Annotated in this window: 19 protein-coding genes, 4 tRNA genes and 2 pseudogenes; 14 read left to right on the top strand and 11 right to left on the bottom strand. The window is 74.7% G+C overall.

The features are described from left to right. Window positions 1-230, top strand: a pseudogene (locus tag IDM29_RS06575) (ATP-dependent helicase); the annotation flags it as partial. 99 nt (window positions 231-329) lie between these two features. Here the strand turns inward: IDM29_RS06575 and IDM29_RS06580 are convergent. From IDM29_RS06580 to IDM29_RS06600, 5 genes are all read right to left on the bottom strand, one after another. Then, on the bottom strand, window positions 330-1121 hold the full coding sequence (locus tag IDM29_RS06580; RefSeq protein ID WP_182112922.1) for an SRPBCC domain-containing protein: 792 nt from the start codon (window positions 1119-1121) through the stop codon (window positions 330-332). Beyond that, window positions 1118-1699, bottom strand: a complete 582-nt coding sequence (locus IDM29_RS06585; RefSeq protein ID WP_182112921.1) for a helix-turn-helix domain-containing protein — start codon at window positions 1697-1699, stop codon at window positions 1118-1120. The genes IDM29_RS06580 and IDM29_RS06585 overlap by 4 nt, the downstream gene beginning before the upstream one ends. Before the next feature lie 251 nt (window positions 1700-1950). Then, window positions 1951-2487, bottom strand: a complete 537-nt coding sequence (locus IDM29_RS06590; protein ID WP_182112920.1) for a DUF1269 domain-containing protein — start codon at window positions 2485-2487, stop codon at window positions 1951-1953. A gap of 483 nt (window positions 2488-2970) precedes the next feature. After that, window positions 2971-4500 carry a DUF4041 domain-containing protein gene (locus IDM29_RS06595; RefSeq protein WP_255499981.1) on the bottom strand — a complete coding sequence of 510 codons (1530 nt, stop codon included), beginning with the start codon at window positions 4498-4500 and terminating at the stop codon, window positions 2971-2973. Window positions 4501-4800: 300 nt separating this feature from the next. Continuing rightward, window positions 4801-5508, bottom strand: a complete 708-nt coding sequence (locus tag IDM29_RS06600) for a hypothetical protein (protein ID WP_182112919.1) — start codon at window positions 5506-5508, stop codon at window positions 4801-4803. A gap of 307 nt (window positions 5509-5815) precedes the next feature. Here IDM29_RS06600 and IDM29_RS06605 point away from each other — a divergent pair. Together IDM29_RS06605 and IDM29_RS06610 are read left to right on the top strand one after the other, a co-directional pair. Further along, window positions 5816-5888 (top strand) — tRNA-Lys (locus tag IDM29_RS06605). A gap of 17 nt (window positions 5889-5905) precedes the next feature. Then, entirely contained in the window at window positions 5906-7138 is a 1233-nt protein-coding gene (locus IDM29_RS06610; RefSeq protein WP_182112869.1) for a serpin family protein, read from the top strand. A gap of 30 nt (window positions 7139-7168) precedes the next feature. Here the strand turns inward: IDM29_RS06610 and IDM29_RS06615 are convergent, their stop codons facing one another. After that, window positions 7169-8059, bottom strand: a complete 891-nt coding sequence (locus IDM29_RS06615) for an alpha/beta fold hydrolase (RefSeq protein WP_182112868.1) — start codon at window positions 8057-8059, stop codon at window positions 7169-7171. A gap of 88 nt (window positions 8060-8147) precedes the next feature. Between IDM29_RS06615 and IDM29_RS06620 the strand changes: the two genes are divergently transcribed. The 4 genes from IDM29_RS06620 to IDM29_RS06635 all read left to right on the top strand — a co-directional run bounded on the left by IDM29_RS06620 (window position 8148) and on the right by IDM29_RS06635 (window position 12946). Further along, the gene (locus IDM29_RS06620; protein ID WP_182112867.1) at window positions 8148-8618 is read left to right on the top strand and encodes a MarR family winged helix-turn-helix transcriptional regulator; all 471 of its coding nucleotides are present in this window, start codon (window positions 8148-8150) and stop codon (window positions 8616-8618) included. Between the two features lie 104 nt (window positions 8619-8722). Continuing rightward, on the top strand, window positions 8723-10630 hold the full coding sequence (locus tag IDM29_RS06625; RefSeq protein WP_255491724.1) for an FAD-dependent oxidoreductase: 1908 nt from the start codon (window positions 8723-8725) through the stop codon (window positions 10628-10630). Window positions 10631-10769: 139 nt separating this feature from the next. Continuing rightward, entirely contained in the window at window positions 10770-12014 is a 1245-nt protein-coding gene (locus IDM29_RS06630) for an EAL domain-containing protein (RefSeq protein WP_182112866.1), read from the top strand. Next, on the top strand, window positions 12011-12946 hold the full coding sequence (locus IDM29_RS06635) for a phosphotransferase (protein ID WP_182112865.1): 936 nt from the start codon (window positions 12011-12013) through the stop codon (window positions 12944-12946). The genes IDM29_RS06630 and IDM29_RS06635 overlap by 4 nt, the downstream gene beginning before the upstream one ends. A gap of 48 nt (window positions 12947-12994) precedes the next feature. On the opposite strand, the gene IDM29_RS06640 is transcribed toward IDM29_RS06635, so the two are convergent. Next, window positions 12995-14407, bottom strand: a complete 1413-nt coding sequence (locus IDM29_RS06640; protein ID WP_309232687.1) for a mechanosensitive ion channel domain-containing protein — start codon at window positions 14405-14407, stop codon at window positions 12995-12997. Window positions 14408-14566: 159 nt separating this feature from the next. Here IDM29_RS06640 and IDM29_RS06645 point away from each other — a divergent pair, with 159 nt between their 5' ends. Together IDM29_RS06645 and galE are read left to right on the top strand one after the other, a co-directional pair. Then, window positions 14567-14839, top strand: a complete 273-nt coding sequence (locus IDM29_RS06645) for a GlsB/YeaQ/YmgE family stress response membrane protein (protein WP_182112864.1) — start codon at window positions 14567-14569, stop codon at window positions 14837-14839. Between the two features lie 135 nt (window positions 14840-14974). Continuing rightward, window positions 14975-15952 (top strand): UDP-glucose 4-epimerase GalE, encoded by a 978-nt coding sequence (gene galE, locus IDM29_RS06650; protein WP_182112863.1) that lies wholly within the window; start codon window positions 14975-14977, stop codon window positions 15950-15952. 30 nt (window positions 15953-15982) lie between these two features. On the opposite strand, the gene IDM29_RS06655 is transcribed toward galE, so the two are convergent. Then, complete coding sequence (locus tag IDM29_RS06655; protein WP_182112862.1) at window positions 15983-16894, bottom strand: LLM class flavin-dependent oxidoreductase; 912 nt, start codon at window positions 16892-16894, stop codon at window positions 15983-15985. Window positions 16895-16914: 20 nt separating this feature from the next. Beyond that, on the bottom strand, window positions 16915-17259 hold the full coding sequence (locus IDM29_RS06660) for a metallopeptidase family protein (protein ID WP_182113985.1): 345 nt from the start codon (window positions 17257-17259) through the stop codon (window positions 16915-16917). A gap of 150 nt (window positions 17260-17409) precedes the next feature. Here IDM29_RS06660 and IDM29_RS06665 point away from each other — a divergent pair. The 5 genes from IDM29_RS06665 to IDM29_RS06685 all read left to right on the top strand — a co-directional run bounded on the left by IDM29_RS06665 (window position 17410) and on the right by IDM29_RS06685 (window position 18672). Continuing rightward, window positions 17410-17482: transfer RNA gene (locus IDM29_RS06665), tRNA-Glu, on the top strand. A gap of 65 nt (window positions 17483-17547) precedes the next feature. Next, window positions 17548-17621, top strand: a tRNA-Asp gene (locus tag IDM29_RS06670). A gap of 29 nt (window positions 17622-17650) precedes the next feature. Further along, a tRNA-Phe gene (locus tag IDM29_RS06675) sits at window positions 17651-17723 on the top strand. A 215-nt stretch (window positions 17724-17938) separates the two neighbouring features. Then, window positions 17939-18364: a phage holin family protein gene (locus tag IDM29_RS06680; RefSeq protein ID WP_255491723.1), complete on the top strand. Its 426-nt coding sequence runs from the start codon at window positions 17939-17941 to the stop codon at window positions 18362-18364. After that, the gene (locus IDM29_RS06685) at window positions 18361-18672 is read left to right on the top strand and encodes a DUF3618 domain-containing protein (protein ID WP_182112861.1); all 312 of its coding nucleotides are present in this window, start codon (window positions 18361-18363) and stop codon (window positions 18670-18672) included. Before IDM29_RS06680 ends, IDM29_RS06685 begins: the two co-directional genes overlap by 4 nt. 7 nt (window positions 18673-18679) lie before the next feature. Here IDM29_RS06685 and IDM29_RS06690 read toward each other — a convergent pair whose 3' ends face one another. Both IDM29_RS06690 and IDM29_RS17260 read right to left on the bottom strand, forming a co-directional pair. Continuing rightward, window positions 18680-19279 carry a methylated-DNA--[protein]-cysteine S-methyltransferase gene (locus IDM29_RS06690; protein WP_182112860.1) on the bottom strand — a complete coding sequence of 200 codons (600 nt, stop codon included), beginning with the start codon at window positions 19277-19279 and terminating at the stop codon, window positions 18680-18682. After that, window positions 19276-19582 (bottom strand): annotated as a pseudogene (locus IDM29_RS17260) (AlkA protein); the annotation flags it as partial. The gene IDM29_RS06690 and the pseudogene IDM29_RS17260, both read right to left, overlap by 4 nt.

The following is a 19582-nucleotide window of genomic DNA, read 5'->3' on the forward strand; positions in this document are numbered from 1 at the left end:
GCCCGCAGGGCGGCCCTGGCGGCGACCGCGACGGCGACCGGGGCGGCGACCGGGGCGGCGACGGCTCCGGGTCCATGGAGCACCGCTCCGGCGACGAGGGCCGCGGCGGCTCGGACGACGACCGCGACGACCGCCGGCACCGGGGCGACGGGCCGGCCCAGGACGACGCCGAGCAGAGCCCGGAGCAGGACGGCACCGCCGACGAGGGCGACGCCCGCGCCGAGAACTGACGGACCGCGCGCCCCGGTCGTCCCCCACCGGGGCGCGCCCACGACCGGTCTGCGGCGGCCGGACCGAGAACCGACGGCCGCCGCGGACCACCCCACCGATCAGGCCTGGCCGGACAGACCCCGCAGCCACGCCTGCCAGGCCGGCTCCTCGCGGCGCACGTAGTCGGCGGCGTCGGCGGAGAACAGGTAGCCCCGCACGCCTGCGACAGCGGTGCCGTCGCGCCCGCCGTACGTGGCGAGGGTGAGCATCCCGGGCACCGGCGCCGTCAGGCGGAGCAGGGCCTGCTGGTCCCCCAGCCGCTCGACCGTGCCGGTGGTGCCGCGCAGCTCGACCACCTCCCCCTCGCCGCCGAGCCGGAGCCCGTCGAGCACGGCGCCCCAGAGCGCCTCCGGGGCGCCGGGGAACGAGGCGCTGGCCTCCATCGGCGTGGCCTCCTGGCCCGTGAAGTGCGCCAGGTAGAGGCGCAGGTTGTCGAAGTACGGCAGCCAGTTGGCGCCCATCGAGTCCCAGAACGCCTCCTCCCAGGCCGCGCCGGTCCCGAACCCGCTGCTCGTCACGCGGACCACGCACGTGCCTCCGGAACGCGCCTCGACCACGAACTCCGAGGTCAGCGCGCTGAGCGCGTCCGGGTCCGTGCCCATCAGCGCGGCCCAGTCCTCCTCGTAGACGAGGCGCCGGGGCGGCTCCCAGCCGGTGACCCGCCCGTCCGAGCCCATGTCGGGCCCCATCGTGAAGTGCAGGGAGCCGCCCTCGCGCTCCTCCATCTCGGTGGGCACGAACCACGCGCTCATGCCCTGGGCGGTGGCGAGGGCCTGCCAGACCTCCTGCGGGGTGCCGGGCACCTCGACGCTGAACTCCAGGCGGTACGGGACGGCCGGGTGCGTGCTCATGAGCGTTCCTCCTCAGGAACCGGGTGGGCCGCGACGACGAGCCGGTGCGCGCGCCCGTCGTCGTGGTGGTAGCGGGCCGCGAGGTCGAGCACCGCAGCGGTGAGGTCCTCCGCGAAGGCCGCCCGGTCGGCGGCCGACCGGAAGCCGATCTGCGTGTCGATGGTCAGGGTCGGCAACCGCCTGCCGGAGGCGTCGGCGCGGCGCGCGAGGGTGCCCACCTCACGCACCAGGCGGCCGGCGAGCGCGACGAGGTAGCCCGCGGAGAGGTGGTCGGCGTTGGCGTCCGGGTCGGCCGCCGTCGCGCTGACGGCCGCCGGCGAGACGACGTAGGAGGCGGCCGAGGCCTGCAGCACCCGCTCCGTGATGCCCCCGTGCCGGCGCTCCTCGGACAGCCCGACGAGGCCGTGCGCCTCGAGCGCCCTGAGGTGGTAGTTGACCTTCTGGCGTGCGAGGCCGACCCGCGCGGCGAGCCCGGCGGCGGAGGCCGGGACCGTGAGCTCGCGCAGCAGCCGGGCCCGCACCGGATCCAGCGCGACGGCGGCGGTGTCCGCGTCCTCGATGACCTCGACATCCTGCATGACCCCACGGTCACCCTTGACAACATTATTTGTCAAGGGTGACCGTGAGCCGGATAGAGCGGATCACGCTGCAGGCCAGCGCCGCCGGCGCCGGCGTGTACCGCGCGCTCGGCTTCCGCGACCTGTCCACCACCGACGCACCGTCGGCTTCCACGACCCGGTGGCGCCGAACGACGCGTGAGGCCCGGCCGGGCCGCGGGCCCGACGCGCCGACCGGCCCCGGCGAAGGAGCCGGACCGGTCGGCGACGGCTCAGACGCTGGTCGAGTTCGCCTCGGCGATCGCCGCCTCGAGCTCCTTGCGGTCGGCCTTGAGCTGCTTCTTGAGCAGCTTGCGGCCACGGCTCAGGGCCTCGTCGACCCTGGCCTCGACGTCCTCCGCGGCGACGATCAGGACCGCGCTGTGACCCTCGTCGAGGTGCTCCCCCAGGTCCTTGAGGTCCTTGCGGCTCAGGCCGGCCGCGACGTGCCCGGCGACTGCCCCCACGACCAGGCCGCCGCCCGCGCCCCACGCCAGCCCGGCACCGATGACCACGGCCGGGAACAGCGCGCTCAGCGCGCCCACGGCCAGGCCGATGCCGAGCCCGGCCGCGCCGCCCTGGACCACGGGCTGCTCGTGACGCTTGACGATCTTCACCTTGCCGTCCTCGCGGTGCGTCACCACGGCGGCGTCGTAGGTGTCGCCCAGGTTCCAGCTCTTGTAGAGCTCCTTCGCCGCGTCGTAGTCGGCCAGGGCGTCGTCCACGTTGTCGTACGAGTTGATGATGATCGTGTAGCTGTCGAGTGCCATGACGGTGCTCCATCGCAGTCCGTGAGGCCGTTCGGATAACGGCGCCCCCCAAGGCCCAGTGGATGCCGGGCGGGCGGGCGACGCAACCGGACGAAGCCCGGCAGAGCGGACAGGCGCGAGCGGCCCGCTCGCACCTCATGCGCACCACTCGTACGCGGCGGCGGCCTCGTCCATCACGACCGAGACCCCGGTGACCGTGTCCGTGGGCTGCTGCGCCCCAGTCGCCGTCGGTGGAGAAGACGTACGACGCCGGCCCGGGCTGGTCGGCGACGAGCGTCGTCGGTTCCTCCGCCGGGAACGCATCGGGGTAAGCCATCAGGATCTCGGCGCGAGTCGCGCCGACCCCGATCCCCTCGGGCGTCGTGATGGTCCCGAGTGACTGGACGGCGAAGGTGGAACCACCGGGGCTGCCCGAGGGGCCGCCGCTGGTAGGCGCGAGCCAGGCCGTACATTCCCGCTCGCGGCGGGCGCTGTCTGGAGCGCTCAGGCCCGGGCGGCGGCGAGCTCCCGGCTGGCGCGGAACTCCTCCGCCGCCGGCTCGGTTGTGTACTCCACCAGGGCGACCTTGTGCTCGCGGAGCACCTCGAGCACCTGCTCGGGGGTGGCGTAGAAGAACTCCCGGCGGGTGTTGATGCGGTTGACGCGCTGATCGGCGAAGTGCCGGTGCAGCATCGCCTCGACGCCGAACGCATCCTCGGAGAAGAACAGGGCGTGCACGTCGAACGCGAACGGCACCGACGCGTCACCAAGCTCACGGACTCGATCCATGGGCTCGAGCCGGCGCGTCATCCCGATCTTCACGACGGTGTCTCCGAATGCTCCGACGTTGGAGATGACGTATACGTACCCCGCTCGCACGTTCGCGGCCCGGTAGTCGACGTCGGCAATGGAGCGTTCGATCTGCTCGAGCTTGGCCTGCAGCTCCGCCGCGCCGGCGGTGTCCCCGCGGGCTTGCAGGGCTGCCAGGGCGTTGGCGTAGTGGTCGCGCTCCTTGTCCAGCTTCTCCCGCTCGCGGCGCAGCTCGTCCTCGACGCGCTTCTCCTCCCGCAGCCGGGCGCGCTCCTCCCGTTCGGCTTCCTTCGCGGCCTGGACGGCGGCCTGATGCCGGGCGGCGAGCTCAAGCTCCCGCATCCGCAGCCCGTGGTACTCCGGGGTGATCGCGAGGCTGATCATCTGCCCGTTGTTCGCGACCCGCTCGACGACCTTCGTCAGGCGCGCCTGGGCGCTGGTGAGCCCGCCGGCCTTGACCGTCTTGATTGCGTTCTCGGCTTCGGCGTTGTAGGCGGCCAGCATGGTCTTCGACATCGAGTCGACGAACTTGCGGCCCTGGGCGGCGGAGTTGTTGAACGTGAAGTTCGACGTCGCAGTGACGGCCCGCTTGCTCGACACGGTCGCCTTGATCTGCGCCCGGACGCGCGCGAGCTCGGCGGACAGGGTCGCGGACGCCTCGGCGGGATGCTCGAAGTCGTACAGGCCGAACTCCTGGACGTTGATCGCGTGACGGACGTCCAGGGCCTGCGCCTTGAGCGCCTCCAACTCGGCCTGGGCAGCGGCGACCTCGGCGGCGTGACGATGACGGGCCTGGGCGACCTCTTCCTGCAGCGCGCCCAGCTCGGCCTGAGCGGCCGTGGTCCGGAGGTGGATCTCCGCCAGGGTCAGGGCCCCGGCCTCCTCGAGGGCGGCACGCAACTGGTCGTTCTCGGAGGCCAGGTCACGTGCGACACCGCGAGCACCGAACAGCCCGATCTTGCGGTTGCTGGCCGGCTGAGACTGCTGAGCCTGCGCGAGCTGCGCGGGCTGCTGTGCCGGGGCAACGGCGGGCTGAGTTGGAGCGACGTGCTCGGTCCACCGCGCCCCGTCCCAGTAGCGCATCTGACCGGGCACCTGGGGGTCGGCATACCAGTTGGCTGGCGGCGTCGTCACGATCGCGAACGGTACCCCGACTGGCGACATCGAGTATCGGGAGAGTCGGGTGACCTCGGGAGAGGCGGCAAGGCCGTTCGGGAACGTCATCCGTCGGGAACCGCTGTCGCCACCTCGCGGGCGGCGTCCTCCACGGCGACATGAAGAACCGGCACACGTCGGCGTAGTGCCACAGCCGGCGCGTCACGTCCACCACCACCTCGTGCGGGATGCGCCCGGAGCCGTCCCGCGCGTCCTCGTCCTCGTACCAGGCCGCGACCTCCTCGCGACGCAGCTCGTGCCCTGACCGCAGTCGCACCAGCCGCGGCCGGTGTCGGCGTAGCACCGCAGAGCCAGGGCCCGGGCTAGAGCCGGTACAGAGCGTCCAGCGGAGTGATTACCGAGGCTGCGTCATGCGGGACCTGCGTCCCAGAAGGTCGCCATCGTCGAGAAGTGCGTGGACCGTAGCCGTTCCGGCGCAAGGGTCACGGGCCGCTCGGCGACACGCTCCGTGAGGCGGTCCAGCGTCTCCGCCAGGTGCCGCGGGTCCACGGGCGCGGCGGCGGCGGGGCGGTAGTACGCAAGCGTGACGTGGGGCGTGAAGGGGCCGGAGGGGACGATCTCGTCGAGGAGTGCGCGCGCCGCCAGCAGCCGCGCGCAGTCCGCCTCGCTCGCGGGCAGCAGGCCGACGACGACGCTCGTGTTGACCATGTTGAAGACGGTGGTGAACCGCATGTCGACCGGTCCCAGCGCCCGCGCCTCGGCCACCAGCGCGCCGGTCCGGGGGTCGTCCAGGAAGACGGCGTCGGCGATGTCCTCGAGATGGGGCGAGGCGCGCAGGTCGTGAAGGGTGACGTGGAGCGAGTCGGGCGGCAGCGGAGCGGCCAGGCCGTCGCCGCAGGCTGCGTACAGGTCGTCCGCGACGGCGGTGAGGAGGTCGCAGGTGCCCGCGTTGAGGTAGTGGACGACGGTGCTGCCGTAGAACGGGAGCAGCTCGCCGGTGACCGCGGCGACCTTTGCAGTCACGGCGGGGGCGATCTCGAAGACGTCCTCGTCGGGCACGGACCCGCGCTGGAATGCCCCGACCCGCTGCGACATCTCGACCAACGACTCGGTCAACGGACCCTCCCGGGAGGACGCTCAGCGGCGGACGTGACGCCGGAGGCACAGACGGTTCTCACTCCGGACAGCTCTGTCAACTGCCGCACTCCTCGTCCGACCGCCGTCCGCGAGGGCCGATGACGACGGCGTGAGCAGCCGCGTCGGGACTCGATGCCGACCACGCTCCACCACCACGCGACGCCGCCGCCGCCGACTCTGACCAGCCTGTACCGTCGACTCCGTCAAGCGCAGCGGCCCTCACCGCCGCACGCGGACGACACGGGTGCTCTCCCGTGGGTCCCACGAAGGGAACCCCTCATCACCCGGGCCTCTAGCTCAACTGGCAGAGCTGCGGACTTTTAATCCGTAGGTTGTGGGTTCGAACCCCACGGGGCCCACCGTCACGGGAGTCGCCATGCCCGCCACCACCGCGTCCCTGGTCAGCCAGTTCGCCGCCGACGTCAACCGCGCGCACGCGACCGAGCACGGCGTGGTCAGCCCTCTCGGCCTGTGGCTCCTGCTGGCACTCACCGCGCCGTCCGCGACCGGCGCCCACCGCAGCGACCTCGAGGCGGCGCTCGGCACCGACGCACGCGACGCGGCCGACCGAGCCGCCGCCCTGCTCGCCGACGCCCATCCCGCCGTCGCCACCGCCGTCGCCCTCTGGACGCGCGCCCGGTTCGTCGACGCCGCGCGCCACCGGGCCCTCGCCGCGACGCTTCCCGCCGCCGTCGCCGTCGGCGCGATGCCCACCCAGGCCGAGGCGGACCGGTGGGCCGCCGAGCACACCGGTGGGCTGCTGACCCGGTTCCCGCTCGACCTCGACGACGACGCCGCCGTCGTGCTCGCCTCGGCGCTCGCCGCGAAGGTCTCGTGGCTGGAGCCGTTCGACGACGCCCCGGCGTCCGACCTCGGCGGTGAGTTCGGGCAGCGGACCGCGCTCGCGTTGCGCGCCCCGGCCGGACACGACGTCGCGCTCCTGGACACCGACGCGGCGGGTCCCGTCGCCGCGCACGCCGCGGAGTCCGCCACCGGGCTGCGCGTGCTGTCGGTCATGGCCGGGCCGGACGTGCCCGCCGCCGCGGTGCACGACGCGGCCGCGCAGGTCGCCGCCGCCCTGGACGTCGAGGCGCCGGGGGCGCGGCGCCTCGACGTGTTCGACCTACCCACCGGCCCGGGCGCCGCCTGGGACGTCGCCGAGACCCGCGAGGAGATCCTCGGCGCCCACGGCGACCGCCACACCACCTGGACGGCCTACCTCGCCCCGTGGTCCGCGGAGTCGAGGCACGACCTCGCCGGCGCGCCGGGCGTCCGCGCCGCCTTGGCCACGCTGACCGGCCTGCTGTCCCCCGCCGCCGGGAGCGGTGACGGTGCCGCCACGCAGGTCGCGCGCGCCGAGTACACGCGCGAGGGCTTCGCGGCGGCCGCCGTGACCGCGATGGGCATCCGCGCGACCGGGATGCCCATGCCACGGCTCGTCACGCACCGCCGGGTCACGGTGCGCTTCAACCGCCCCTACGCCGTGGTGGCCCTCGCCCGCGCCACCGCGCCCGACCCGGCGCGGCCGTGGGACCGGCGCACCGTCGCCGGACCCGCGTGGGACGGCGTGCCCGTCTTCAGCGCCTGGGTCGCCCGCCCGGGCGCCTGACGGGCGCCGTCCGCCGCGTCGGCACCACCGTCACGACCCCGCGTCGACCCCCGCCAGGAAGTCGAGCATCGCGGCCGCGAGCGCCCCCGGCGCCTCGAGCGCGACGTGGTGACCCACCCCGTCGAGCCGCACGTCGACGACGTCGCCCGCGCTGACCTGAGCCATCGTGCGGGCCGTGAACTCCCCGCCGCCCCCGCCGACGGCCAGCACCGGGACCCGCAGCGGCGCCGCCCCGAGGAGTGCGCGGAGCTCGTCGCCCTCGGTGAGCACCGACCGGTAGAGGCCGGCGGCGCCGCGCCACCCGCCCGGGCGCGCGTAGCCCCGGGCGAGCTCGTCGACGTCGGCCGGGCCCACTGCCCCCGGCACGGCCGTCATGGCCGGGAACCACCACTGCGCCAGCAGCTCGCGCTCGCGACCGGCGAGCAGCAGCTCGGGGACGCCCGGCGCCGCGAGGGCGCCGACGTGCCACGAGCCGCCCCGCGTCGGGTCGGCGAGCGCCTCGAGACCGAAGCCCGCCAGGCCCATCTCGACGGCCGTGAGGCTCAGCACGTCGTCGGGGTGCTCCGCGGCGAGCCGGACCACCGTGGCGCCGCTGACGTCCTGCCCGAGCAGGTGCACCGGACCGAGGCCCAGGTGCGCGACGAGCGCGTGCAGGTCCGCCGCCGACGTCGCGCTGCCGTACGGGCCGTCGTCGCACGCCGAGTCGCCGAAGCCGCGCAGGTCGACGGCGACGACCCGGTGCCGCGCCGCCAGCCGGGGGATGAGCCGGTGGAAGGCCCACCAGGACTCGGGAAACCCGTGGACCAGGAGGACGGGAGAGCCCGCCTCACCCGCGGAGGCGTGATGGAGCCGCGTCCCGCCCACGGCGACCGTGTGGTGCGCGACGCGGGCCCCCGGACCGCTCGATGCTGCGACGGACATGGCGCTCACCCTCCATTAGACAACACGGTTGTCCAACGATAGACATCCGGGTTGTCGATGTCCATGCCCGCGTCCGTACGCTGACGCCATGTCCCGGTCCGGCGCCGACCTCGCGCTCCTCCTCCTCGGCGGCTACCGCACGCTCGTCGACGCCGCGACCCGCGAGCTCGCCGCCCGCGGCCACGACGACGTGCGACCCGTCCACGACTTCGCCATGCGCGCCATCGACGCCGGCGCGGACACCGCCTCCGAGCTCGGGCGGCGCATGTCCGTCTCCAAGCAGGCGGCCGCCAAGACGATCACCACGCTCCTCGAGCGCGGCTACGTCGTGCGCGAGCCGGACCCCGCCGACGCGCGCCGCAAACGCATCCAGGTCACGCCCCTGGGCTTCGAGGTGATGCGCGAGGGCGAGGCGATCTTCGACGACCTGCGTGCCGCGTGGGAGCGGCGCCTCGGCACCCCGGGGCTGGCGGCCCTGGAGTCGTCGCTGACCACCCTGGTGGGCCCCTCGCCCGTCCGGCCGGACGCACCCGGCTGGGTCGCCGACGACGCCCGGTGACCCCGCGCGCCCGGTGACCCCGCGCGCCCGGTGACCACCCGGCGGGGTGCGTGTCTGGCGTGACGGACGTAGCGTCGAGAGCACCGTCGACGCAAGGGGGCGCCGTGTTCGACAACCTGCTCAGCCCTGGCCGAATCGGCCGGCTCGAGGCCCGCAACCGGATCGTCATGCCACCGATGCACGTGGGCTTCGGCCGACGCGTCGAGGAGCGCGAGGTGGCGTACTTCGCCGCCCGGGCCGCCGGCGGCGTCGGCCTGATCATCACGGGGACCATGACGACGACGTCCCGCTTCGAGGACAACGAGGGCTGGCCCAAGGTCGAGGACGACGCCGTCATCCCGGACCTCGCGCGCCTCGCCGACGCCGTCCACGCCGAGGGGGCGCTGCTGGCCGGGCAGCTCACGCCGGGCTCGGGGCGGGTCGGCCCGCCCGAGCCGGGCGGCGACGTCCCGGTCTCGGCCTCACCGACGCCGTGGCTCGCCGACCCGTCGCGCACGTGCCGCGAGCTCAGCACCGGTGAGGTGGAGCAGCTCGTGGCGGACTACGGCCCGGCCGCGGCGCGGCTCGCCGCCGCGGGCTTCGACGCCGTCGACGTCCACTCGCACACCGGGTACCTGATCGACCAGTTCATGAGCAGCCAGTGGAACCAGCGCACGGACCGCTACGGCGGCTCGCTGGAGAACCGCCTCCGGTTCCCGCTGGAGATCCTCGCCGCCGCCCGGGAGGCCGCACCGGACCTGGCCATCACGTTCCGCCTCACCGTCGACCACCACATGCCCGGCGGCCGCGGCCTGGACGAGGCCCTGCAGATGGCCCCGATCCTCGCCGGCGCCGGCATCGACCTGCTCATGGTCGACGACGGCGCGTTCGAGACCGTCGACTGGATCTTCCCGCCCTACTACATGGGCGACGCGCCGCTGCTCCCAGGGGCGGCCGCCGTCCGCGCGGTCGTGGACGTGCCGGTCATGGCGACCGGCAACATGACCCCGGAGATCGGCGACCGCGCGGTGGCGGCCGGCGAGGTCGACTTCATCGGGATGGGCCGTGCGCTCATCGCCGACCCGGACCTGCCGCGCAGGCTGGCCGCCGGCCAGCCCGAGGCGGTGCGCCCGTGCATCCGCTGCAACCAGCTCTGCGTCGGCAACATCCTCGAGGGCCAGCCGCTCGGCTGCGCCGTCAACCCGGAGGTCGGCATCGAGGCGCACCTGCCGCAGCCGTCGTCGACGCCGGGGCACGTGGTCGTCGTCGGCGCCGGGCCGGCCGGGCTGGAGGCCGCCCGGGTCGCGGCGTCCCGCGGCCACCGCGTCGACGTCTACGACGAGGGTGAGCACGCCGGCGGGGTCCTGTGGCCCGCCGCGACGCCGGACTTCAAGCGCGAGCTGCGGCGCATGGTCGACTGGTGGGAGGGCCGGCTGGCCGAGCTGCCCGTGACCGTCCACCTCGGCCACCGCATCACCGCCGACTCCCCCGAGCTGCGCGACGCCGATCACGTCGTCGTCGCGACCGGGTCCGTCCAGCTGGTCCCCGCGAGCCTCCCGGGCACCGACCGGGACGACGTCGTCGACGTCCTCCAGTTCCACGAGGGCGCGCCGGTCGGCCACCGCGTGGTCATGGTGGGCGGGGGCCTCTCCGGGTCCGACGCGGCGCTCGAGCTCGCGCACGAGGGGCACGAGGTCACCGTCGTGGAGATGCTCGACGAGATCGCCCGCGACATGCTCGTCGTCAACCGGATCACGCTGCTGCGCCGCCTCGACGAGGCCGGCGTCCGGCTGCTGACCGGCACGCGGGTGCGGGAGATCACGGACGACGGCGTCGCGGTGCAGGGCCCCGACGGACCCGCGACCCTGCCCGCGGACACGGTCGTCCTCGCCCTCGGCAGCCGCCCGCGCACGGACCTGCTCGAGCAGCTGACCGCGGCCGGCCTGCCGGTGCACGCGGTCGGGGACTGCGTGGCGCCCGCCAAGGTCGGCGAGGCCGTCAACGCCGCGTACGCCCTCGCCGCCCAGCTCTGACAGCGTGCACTGACCCGACCGGGTCATTCCCGACCACCCAGATGCGTCCGTCCTGGGACCAAACACCCAAGCGTTCCCGCGGAGCCACCGTCGCCGGTCACAATGACCGTGACAGCCCCGCTCGACGCTGAGGACGGCGATGACCGCGACGACCACCGACCCGCGCACGCCCGGCGTGTCGTGGCTCGACCGCGCCGTCCGGCGCTCGATGACGACGCCCGGCTGGGTCGGCGCCCTCACCGTCGCGGCCGGCCTCGCGGGCTGCTGGCTCCTCGTCCACGCCTCCGGCGGCACGGTGCTGTCCACACCCCACCTGTTCTACGTGCCGATCGTGCTCGCGACGCTCCCGTTCGGGGTTCGCGGGTCGGTCGTGACGGCGCTCGCGGCGACCCTGCTCTGCGGGCCGCTCATGCCGCTCGACGTGGCCACGGGCGAGCACCAGGACCCGGCGAGCTGGCTCGTGCGGGGCGCCATGTTCGTCGCGGTCGGCTGCGTCGCCGCGTTGGCGCTGCAGCTGCGGCAGCGCGAGTACGAGCGGCAGCTGCGCACGGAGCTGCGGACCGAGATCCGGGAGGCCATCGCGCCCGTGCGCGAGCGGTCGGCGGAGGCCGAGCGGCTCGCCCGCCAGGTCGACGACGTCGTCGACGGTCGGCGCTTCCACCTCGTCTACCAGCCCATCTACGCGTTCGCCGACGGGCGCCTGCTCGCGGTCGAGGCGCTGACGCGCGTCGACGTCGAGCCGCTGCGCCCGCCGGACGTGTGGTTCGCCGCCGCGCACGAGGCGGGGCGGGGCACCGAGCTGGAGCTCCTGGCGATCGAGGCGGCGCTCGAGGGCACGCGCGGGCTCCCGCTCGACGTCGACGTCGCGGTCAACGCCTCGCCCGGCACGCTCGCCTCGCCGCGGCTGCACGCGCTGCTCGAGCGCTCGCAACGCACCGTGGTGGTCGAGATCACCGAGCACGCCATGGTCGAGGACTACCCCCTGCTCCGGGACGCGGTCGCGGCGCTCCGCGACCGCGGGGCGAAGATCGCCGTCGACGACGCGGGGGCCGGGTTCGCGAGCCTGCGCCACGTGCTGCAGCTCGCGCCCGACACGATCAAGCTCGACATGTCGCTGACCCAGGACCTCGCGCTGAGCCCCCTGCGCCGCGCCCTCGGCGGCGCGCTCATCGAGTTCGCCCACGCCACCGGCGCCCGGCTCGTCGTCGAGGGCATCGAGGACGTCGCCGACCTCGGCGCCTGGCACGCGCTCGGCGCGGAGGCCGTGCAGGGCTACGCCGTCGGGCGGCCGGGCGCGCTCCCGCCGGCGCCCACGTCACCGCAGGTCATGGCCCTGCACGGACGCGGTGTCGACGGACGCATCCCGCGCCAGGCCCGCCGGTGACCACCCCGGAGTGGGCCCCGGAGCGCGTGGTCGGCCCGGAGCTCGCGGCGCGCGTCATCGCCGAGCAGTTCCCCGACCTCGCGGACCTGCCCGTGCGAGCCTTCGACGCCGGCTGGGACAACGCCGTGCTCGCGGTCGGCGACGACTGGCTCTTCCGGTTCGTGCACCGCGAGATCGCGCTGCGCGGCGCGCGGCAGGAGGTCGCGGTCCTGCGGCACCTCGCCGACCGCTTCGCCGTGCCGATCCCCTTCCCGGAGCGGTTGGGCACGCCGACCCCCGAGGTCCCCTGGCCTTTCTGGGGCACGCGCCCCCTGCCCGGCGTGGAGCTGGCCCGCGCCGCCCTGCCCGACGCCGACCGCGCCGCCGTCGCGCGGGCCGTGGGCGCCCTCCTGCGCGAGCTGCACGACCCGGCGCTCGCGCGCGAGACCGTGGCGGCGCTGGCCACCGACGGGCTCACCCTGCTGACCGACCCGAACCGGCGCAGCGAGCCGGCCGTCATGGCGGAACGGGGCCGCGGCCAGCTCGACGCGATCACGGCCCTCGGCGTGCCCGTGCCCCCGGCCGCCCGGACGCTGCTCGCCGAGGCCGAGCACCTGCCCCCGGCCGACCCCGCCGGGGCGGTGCTCGTCCACGGCGACCTGCACGTGCGGCACCTGCTGGTCCACGACGGGCGTGCGAGCGGCGTCATCGACTGGGGCGACACCGCCCTCGCGGACCCCTGCGTCGACCTGATGATCGCCTTCTCGGCGTTCGACGGCGCCGCCCGCCGGGCCTTCGTCCAGGCGTACGGAGCCGTCCCGCCCGACCGCGAGCTGCGGGCGCGGGCTGCCGCCATCCGCGTCTCGGCGTCGCTCGCCCGCTCGTGCCTGGTCGAGGGCCAGGACGTCGTCGCCGCCGAGGCCCTCGCCGCGATCGGGCGCGCGACCCGCTGAGGCGACGCCGACGGCGCCGTCGGGCCTGCGCCCGTCAGCGCTCGCCCGTCAGCGCTCGCGCGACCGGCGCTCGCCGCGCTCGGGCTCGGGCTCGGGCTCGCCCTCCATCTCGCGCGCGATCTGCTCGCGCTCGGCGATCACCTCGATCCCCGGGCCCGTGAAGGCCCGGGAGCGCTCGAGCGCGGGGATGCTGCCCGTGAAGAGCCGCGAGTCCTTGCCCGGGTCGAGCCGGACGGTGTCCTCACGCGTGGGCACGCCGGTGGCGACCGGCGCGGTGGGGGGCGTGGGGGGCAGCGCGTCGGGCCGGGCGCCCGGCGTCGCGGTCGACCGGTCCACCGGAGCGGTCTCCTGCCAGCGGCTGCGGGGGAGGGCCTCGGGGTGCTGGGCCTGGAGCCAGTTGACGAGGCCCTCGCGCACCTCGCACCGCAGGTCGAAGAGCGTCGGCGCGTCGGCCGCGCTCGCGAGCGCGCGGATCCGCACGAAGCCTCCGGTGGCCTCGGTGACCTGGAGCACGCCCACGCGGTGGTCCCACAGCCCGCTCTCGTTGAGCAGCCGGACGAGCTCCGCACGCATCTCGGCGACCGGGACCTCCCAGTCGAGGTCCAGCTCGACGGTCCCGAGCAGGTCGGCGGCGCGGCGGGTCCAGTTCTCGAACGGCGTGGTCGTGAACCACGTGGACGGCAGGATGAGCCGCCGGTCGTCCCAGAGGTGCACGACGACGTAGGTCATCGTGATCTCCTCGATGCGGCCCCACTCCCCCTGCACCACGACGACGTCGTCGACCCGGATGGCGTCCGTGAACGCGAGCTGCAGGCCCGCGAACACGTTCGCGAGGGACGTCTGGGCGGCCAGGCCGGCGACGACGGACAGCAGCCCGGCGGACGCCAGGACGCCGGCGCCGGCCGCGCGCGCCCCGTCGAAGGTGAGCAGCACGCCCGCGATCGCGCACAGCACGAGGACCGCGACCGTGAGCCGGCGCAGGATCATGACCTGGGTCCGGACGCGGCGCGCGTGGCGGTTGTCCGGCACGTCGGTGCGGTACCGCCGCGTGGCCGCGTCCTCGACGACGAACGCGAGCGCGCCGATCAGCCAGGCCACACCGATGATCACGCCGATGAGCAGCGCGTGCTCCACGCCGGGGGTCCACGCGGGCCCCTCCGGCGGCGGCTCCGTGACGATCCGCAGCGCGACCCAGATGCCGGCCACGACCAGCACGGCGCGCAGCGGGAGCCGGGCACGGCGCGAGAGGTTCTCGGCGAGCCACGTGCGACGCCCCACGGCCCGCACGACGGCGGCGACCACCTCGGCCACGACGAGCGCGACGATGAGCGCCCCGGCGATCGCGAGGACGATGACCGGGCCCGCCGCCGTGCCGTCGTCGGGCACGACCGCGGCGGTCGGCGCGGGGCCGGCGAGCGCATCACCGGCGAGGTGCTGGAGGGACGCGAGGGTGGGGGTCACCCGACCAGGCTAGGCCGAGCGCCGCGGGGCCACGCACGCCGGACGTCCGTTCTGTCCCGTGGCGTCCACGATCGACTCGACGTGCGGGGACCACCCGCCGGGTCTACCGTCCGACGCGAGGGTCAGCCCTACACCGAAGTCTCAGCAACGGAGGACACCATGGGAGTCGGCTCCATCATCGCCGCGATCGTCGTCGGCATCGTCATCGGCGCGCTCGGACGGCTCTTCGCGCCGGGCAAGCAGAACATCTCCATCCTCGTCACGATCATCGTCGGCATCCTCGCCGCCCTCCTGGGCACGTGGATCGCGGGCCAGCTCAACCTCGAGGAGACCGACGGCATCGACTGGATCGAGCTCATCATCCAGGTGGCGCTCGCCGCGATCGGCGTGACGATCGCGGCCAACATGCTCGGCCGTCGCCGCCGCGTCTGACGCGAACGCCCGGCGGGACAGCGACGACGCCCGGTGGCCACGGCCGCCGGGCGTCGTCGTGTCCGCGACCCGTCAGCACTCTCCGCAGTGTTCGATTCTGTTGATTTCTGATCGGGCGCGTGGAACGATGTCGTCATGACCTGGCTCGTGACCGGCGGCGCCGGCTACATCGGATCCCACGTCGTCCGCGCGTTCCTCGACGCGGGCCTCGACGCGGTCGTCGTGGACGACCTGTCGAGCGGCCACGAGGCGTTCGTGCCCGACGACGTCCCCCTGGTCCGGGCCAGCATCCTGGACACCGCCGCGGTCACGACCGCGATGCGCGAGCACGGAGTGACGGGGGTCGTGCACCTCGCGGGCTACAAGTACGCCGGCGTGAGCGTGCAGCGCCCGCTCCACACCTACGAGCAGAACGTCACCGGCACCGCGCACCTGCTGCGCGCGATGGCCGACGCGGACGTCACCGCCGTCGTGTTCTCCTCGAGCGCTGCCGTCTACGGCACCCCGCACACCGACCTCGTCACCGAGGCGACGCCGCCCGCGCCGGAGTCGCCCTACGGCGAGAGCAAGCTCATCGGCGAGTGGCTCCTGCGCGACCAGGCCCGCGCGACCGCCGACGGCACCGCACCCCTGCGGCACACGTCCCTGCGCTACTTCAACGTCGTCGGGTCCGGCCGCCCGGAGCTCTACGACACGAGCCCGCACAACCTGTTCCCGCTGGTCCTGGACGCGCTGGTCGCGGGCCGCACCCCCCGCATCAACGGCACGGACTACCCGACGCCCGACGGCACGTGCGTGCGCGACTACGTCCACGTCGCCGACCTCGCGACGTCGCACGTCGCGGCCGCGCGAGCCCTCGCCGAGGGCCGCGACCTGCAGCCCGTCTACAACCTCGGCAGCGGCGACGGCGTCTCGGTGCGCCAGATCATGACGGCCATGGCACAGGTCACGGGTGTCGAGTTCGAGCCGGAGGCCGCACCCCGCCGCCCGGGCGACCCCGCCCGCATCGTCGCGTCCGGCGAGGCCGCGGCGCGCGACCTGGACTGGCGGATGCGCCACACGCTCACGGAGATGGTCGCGAGCGCGTGGCAGGCGCGCAGCGCCCACTCCTGACCCGCCCTCTGCGCGGCCCGAGCGTGGCCCTCAGAGGGCGCGGAGCCGGTCCAGGTTCGCGGCGACCTCCTCGAGCACCTCGACCCGGCCCGCGTAGACCCCGCCCTCACGCGGCCAGTGCACGACGACATCCGTGAAGCCGAGCGCCGCGGCGCGGGCGACGCCCTCCTCCAGCACCGCGAGCGACTCCAGCGAGAACACGGGCGCCGCGTCGATGTTGAGGTAGCGGTCGACCGTCGCCGGGTCCCGCCCCGCGTCACGCACCGCGGTCTCGAACCGCTCGACGAGCCCCGCGAGGTCCCGCCACCACCGTTCGGCCTCGGCCGCCCGGCCGACGACACCCTCGCCGGCGCCCGCGCCCGTCCCGCTGCCGTACGTCGCCCAGCCCTGGCCGTACCGTGCCGCGACGCGCAGGGCGCGCGGGCCGTTGGCGGCGACGACGAACGGCACGCGGGGGCGCTGCACGCACCCCGGGAGCATGCGCGCCCCGTGGGCGGCGAAGTGCTCGCCCTCCCAGTCGGTCACCGGCTGGGAGAGCAGCCTGTCCAGGAGCGCGACGAACTCCTCGAACCGCTCGGTGCGCACGCGCGTCGTGACCGGTGGCCCGAGCACCTCGGCGTCGAACCCCGTCCCGCCGGCGCCGACGCCGACGAGGAACCGGCCCTCGCTGACGTCGTCCAGCCCCATGACGTCCTTCGCGAACGGCACCGGGTGGCGGAAGTTCGGGCTGGCGACCCAGGTCCCGAGCCGGACGCGGCGCGTGACGGCCGCGGCCGCGGCGAGCAGGGGCACGGTGGCGAGCCACGGCTCGTCCGCGAGGCTGCGCCACGCGAGGTGGTCGTAGGTCCACAGGTGGTCGAAGCCGTACTCCTCGGCCCGCACCCACCGGTGACGGTCCACCGCCCACCGCTCCTGCGGCAGCAGCACGATCCCGATCCGCATCCGACGACCCCTCTCGTCCCTCAGGCCCAGCCCAGCTCGTGCAGCCGCTCGTCGTCGATGCCGAAGTGGTGCGCGATCTCGTGCACCACCGTCACGGCGACCTCCTCGACGACCTCCTCGACCGTCTCGCAGATCGCGAGGGTCGGGTTGCGGTAGATCGTGATGCGGTCCGGGAGGGAGCCCGCGGCCCACCAGCCGTCGCGCTCCGTCAGGGCCACGCCCTCGTAGAGGCCCAGCAGCTCGGGCTCCTCGGGCGGCGCGTCGTCCTCGACCAGCACGACGACGTTGTCCATGCGCTCGGCGAGCTCGGGCGGGATGAGGTCGAGGGCGTCACGCACCGCGTCCTCGAACGCCTCCCGCGCCATCTCGACCACCCGGCCATCATGGCCCACGGGGCCGCGCGCCGGACCCGCTCCGGCGCCGGAGGACCCCCGCTTTGGAGATCCCGCCTGCAGCCCGTATGCTTTCCGAGGTCTTACGACGCGATGACGTCACGGGCGTCCGACGTGACACGGGCCCCCATCGTCTAGCGGCCCAGGACCCCGCCCTTTCACGGCGGTAGCACGGGTTCGAATCCCGTTGGGGGTACGGACCAGCAGTACCGCAGGACCAGCAGCACCAGTTCGACAAGCAAGGACCTTGTCTCACCACAAGGCCCCGTAGCGCAGTTGGTTAGCGCGCCGCCCTGTCACGGCGGAGGTCGCGGGTTCAAGTCCCGTCGGGGTCGCTCGGAAGTGAAGTCTCAGCAGTGCGCAGGGCCACTTAGCTCAGTTGGTAGAGCGTTCGACTGAAAATCGAAAGGTCGGCAGTTCGACCCTGCCAGTGGCCACCTGACCCGGCAGCGGTGCCGGTCACCCTCACGCCCCGTCCGCAGCACCCGCCCCCGAGGCACGTGCCGCCGGCGGGGCGTCGTCGTCTCCCGGCCCCGCGGCGCTTCCGGGACCGAGGCCCTGATGCGCTCGGCCCCGGAGTGCAGAACAATGTCGATCACAAGGCCGGGACCCCGTCGGGGCCGCGGATCCGCACGACGAAGGACGTGGTGAGGTGGCGAGCACACTGGGTCGCTCCGCAGGGAGCAGCTCGGACTCCCGACCGAGCATCGGAGAGCTGGTCAGCACCCTCTCGGAGAAGGTGTCCCAGCTCGTGCGCGACGAGATCCGCCTGGCGAAGGCGGAGCTCGCGGCGAAGGCGAAGCACGCCGGCACGGGCGCGGGGCTGTTCGCCGCCGCCGCGCTCCTCGGGTTCTTCGGCCTGGCGGCCCTCATCACGACCGCCATCCTCGGCCTGGCGAACGTGGTCGAGCCGTGGCTCGCGGCGCTCATCGTGGGGGTCGTCCTCCTGATCGTCGCCGGGCTCCTGGCGCTGGTCGGCAAGAAGGCCCTCGACAAGGGGATGCCGCCGGCGCCGGAGCGGACGCAGGCGAGCATCAAGGCCGACGTGGCCGCCGTCAAGGAAGGACTGCACTCATGAGCTCGACAGGTCCCGCGAAGCCGGCCCCCACGAACGAGGACCCGGCGGCGATCGAGGCGGAGATCGCGCGCACCCGCGCCCAGCTGCAGGACACGGTCGACGAGCTGAGCGACCGGCTCAACCCGAAGAACATGGCCGCCGAGCTCACCGACGACATCAAGCTCGCGGTCACGGACCTCAAGCGCCGCGTCACGGGCGAGGTGCGCCCTCCGGACGAGCCCGAGCCCGGCAAGGCCGCGTGGGTCGTGCTCGGCACGGGCGCCGCCGTCGTGCTCGCGGTCGTCGGGAAGATCGTCCGCAAGCTCTGACCGCGGGTCAGGCGGTCGTGGACCGCCGTTCGTGGCGCAGCAGCGCCTCCTTGACGCCGACGCCGTACGCGTAGCCCCCGAAGGTGCCGTCGCTGCGCACGACCCGGTGGCACGGCACGAAGGGCGCGACGAGGTTGCGCGCGCACGCCGTGCCCGCCGCCCGCACGGCCGCGGGCCGGCCCGCCATGGCCGCGAGCGCGGTGTACGTCACGGTGGTGCCCGGCGCGACGTCGCGCATGGCGGCCCACGCCGCCTGGAAGAAGGCGCCGCCCGGCTGGGTCACGGGCACCTCCTCGAGGGCGCCCGCGTCGCCGTCCGCGTAGCGGCGCAGGGCCGCCACGGCCGGTCCGGGCACGTCGGACGCGGGCACCTCGCGCGAGACGAGGCCGGGCAGGCCCCCGCGCAGCCGCGCCAGCACGGCGTCGATCGGTGCGTACCCGGCCGCCCGGACGGCGCCGTCGTCGGAGACGACGAGCGCGACGGGGCCGCCCGGCGTGGGCACCGTGGTCGCCAGGACCGCGACGGGAGCGCCCGGGTGCCGCAGGACCGCCCCGGGAGCTCCGGGCCCCCGGAGCCGCTCGGACAGGTCGCCGGTGTGCGTGCTCATGCGTCCTCCAGTGCTCGGTGCGTCCACAGGTGCTGTGCGGCGTAGCCACGCCACGGTCGCCAGCGCTCCGCGCGCCGCTGCGCCTCGGCGGCGCTGACGCCCCCCAGCGCCTGGCGCAGCACGAGGTCGTGCGCCGGGAACGCGTCGGGGTCCCCCATCGCGCGCAGCGCGACGTACTCGACGGTCCACGGGCCGATGCCCGGCACCGCGTGGAGCGCCGCGCGCGCGGCACCGCGGTCCGCCCCCGGCCCGAGGTCGAGCCCGTCCGCGAGCACGGCCGTGAGCCGCGCGACGGTGGCCGCG

Source organism: Actinotalea sp. JY-7885 (genome assembly GCF_014525465.1).
Classification (GTDB): Bacteria; Actinomycetota; Actinomycetes; order Actinomycetales; family Cellulomonadaceae; genus Actinotalea.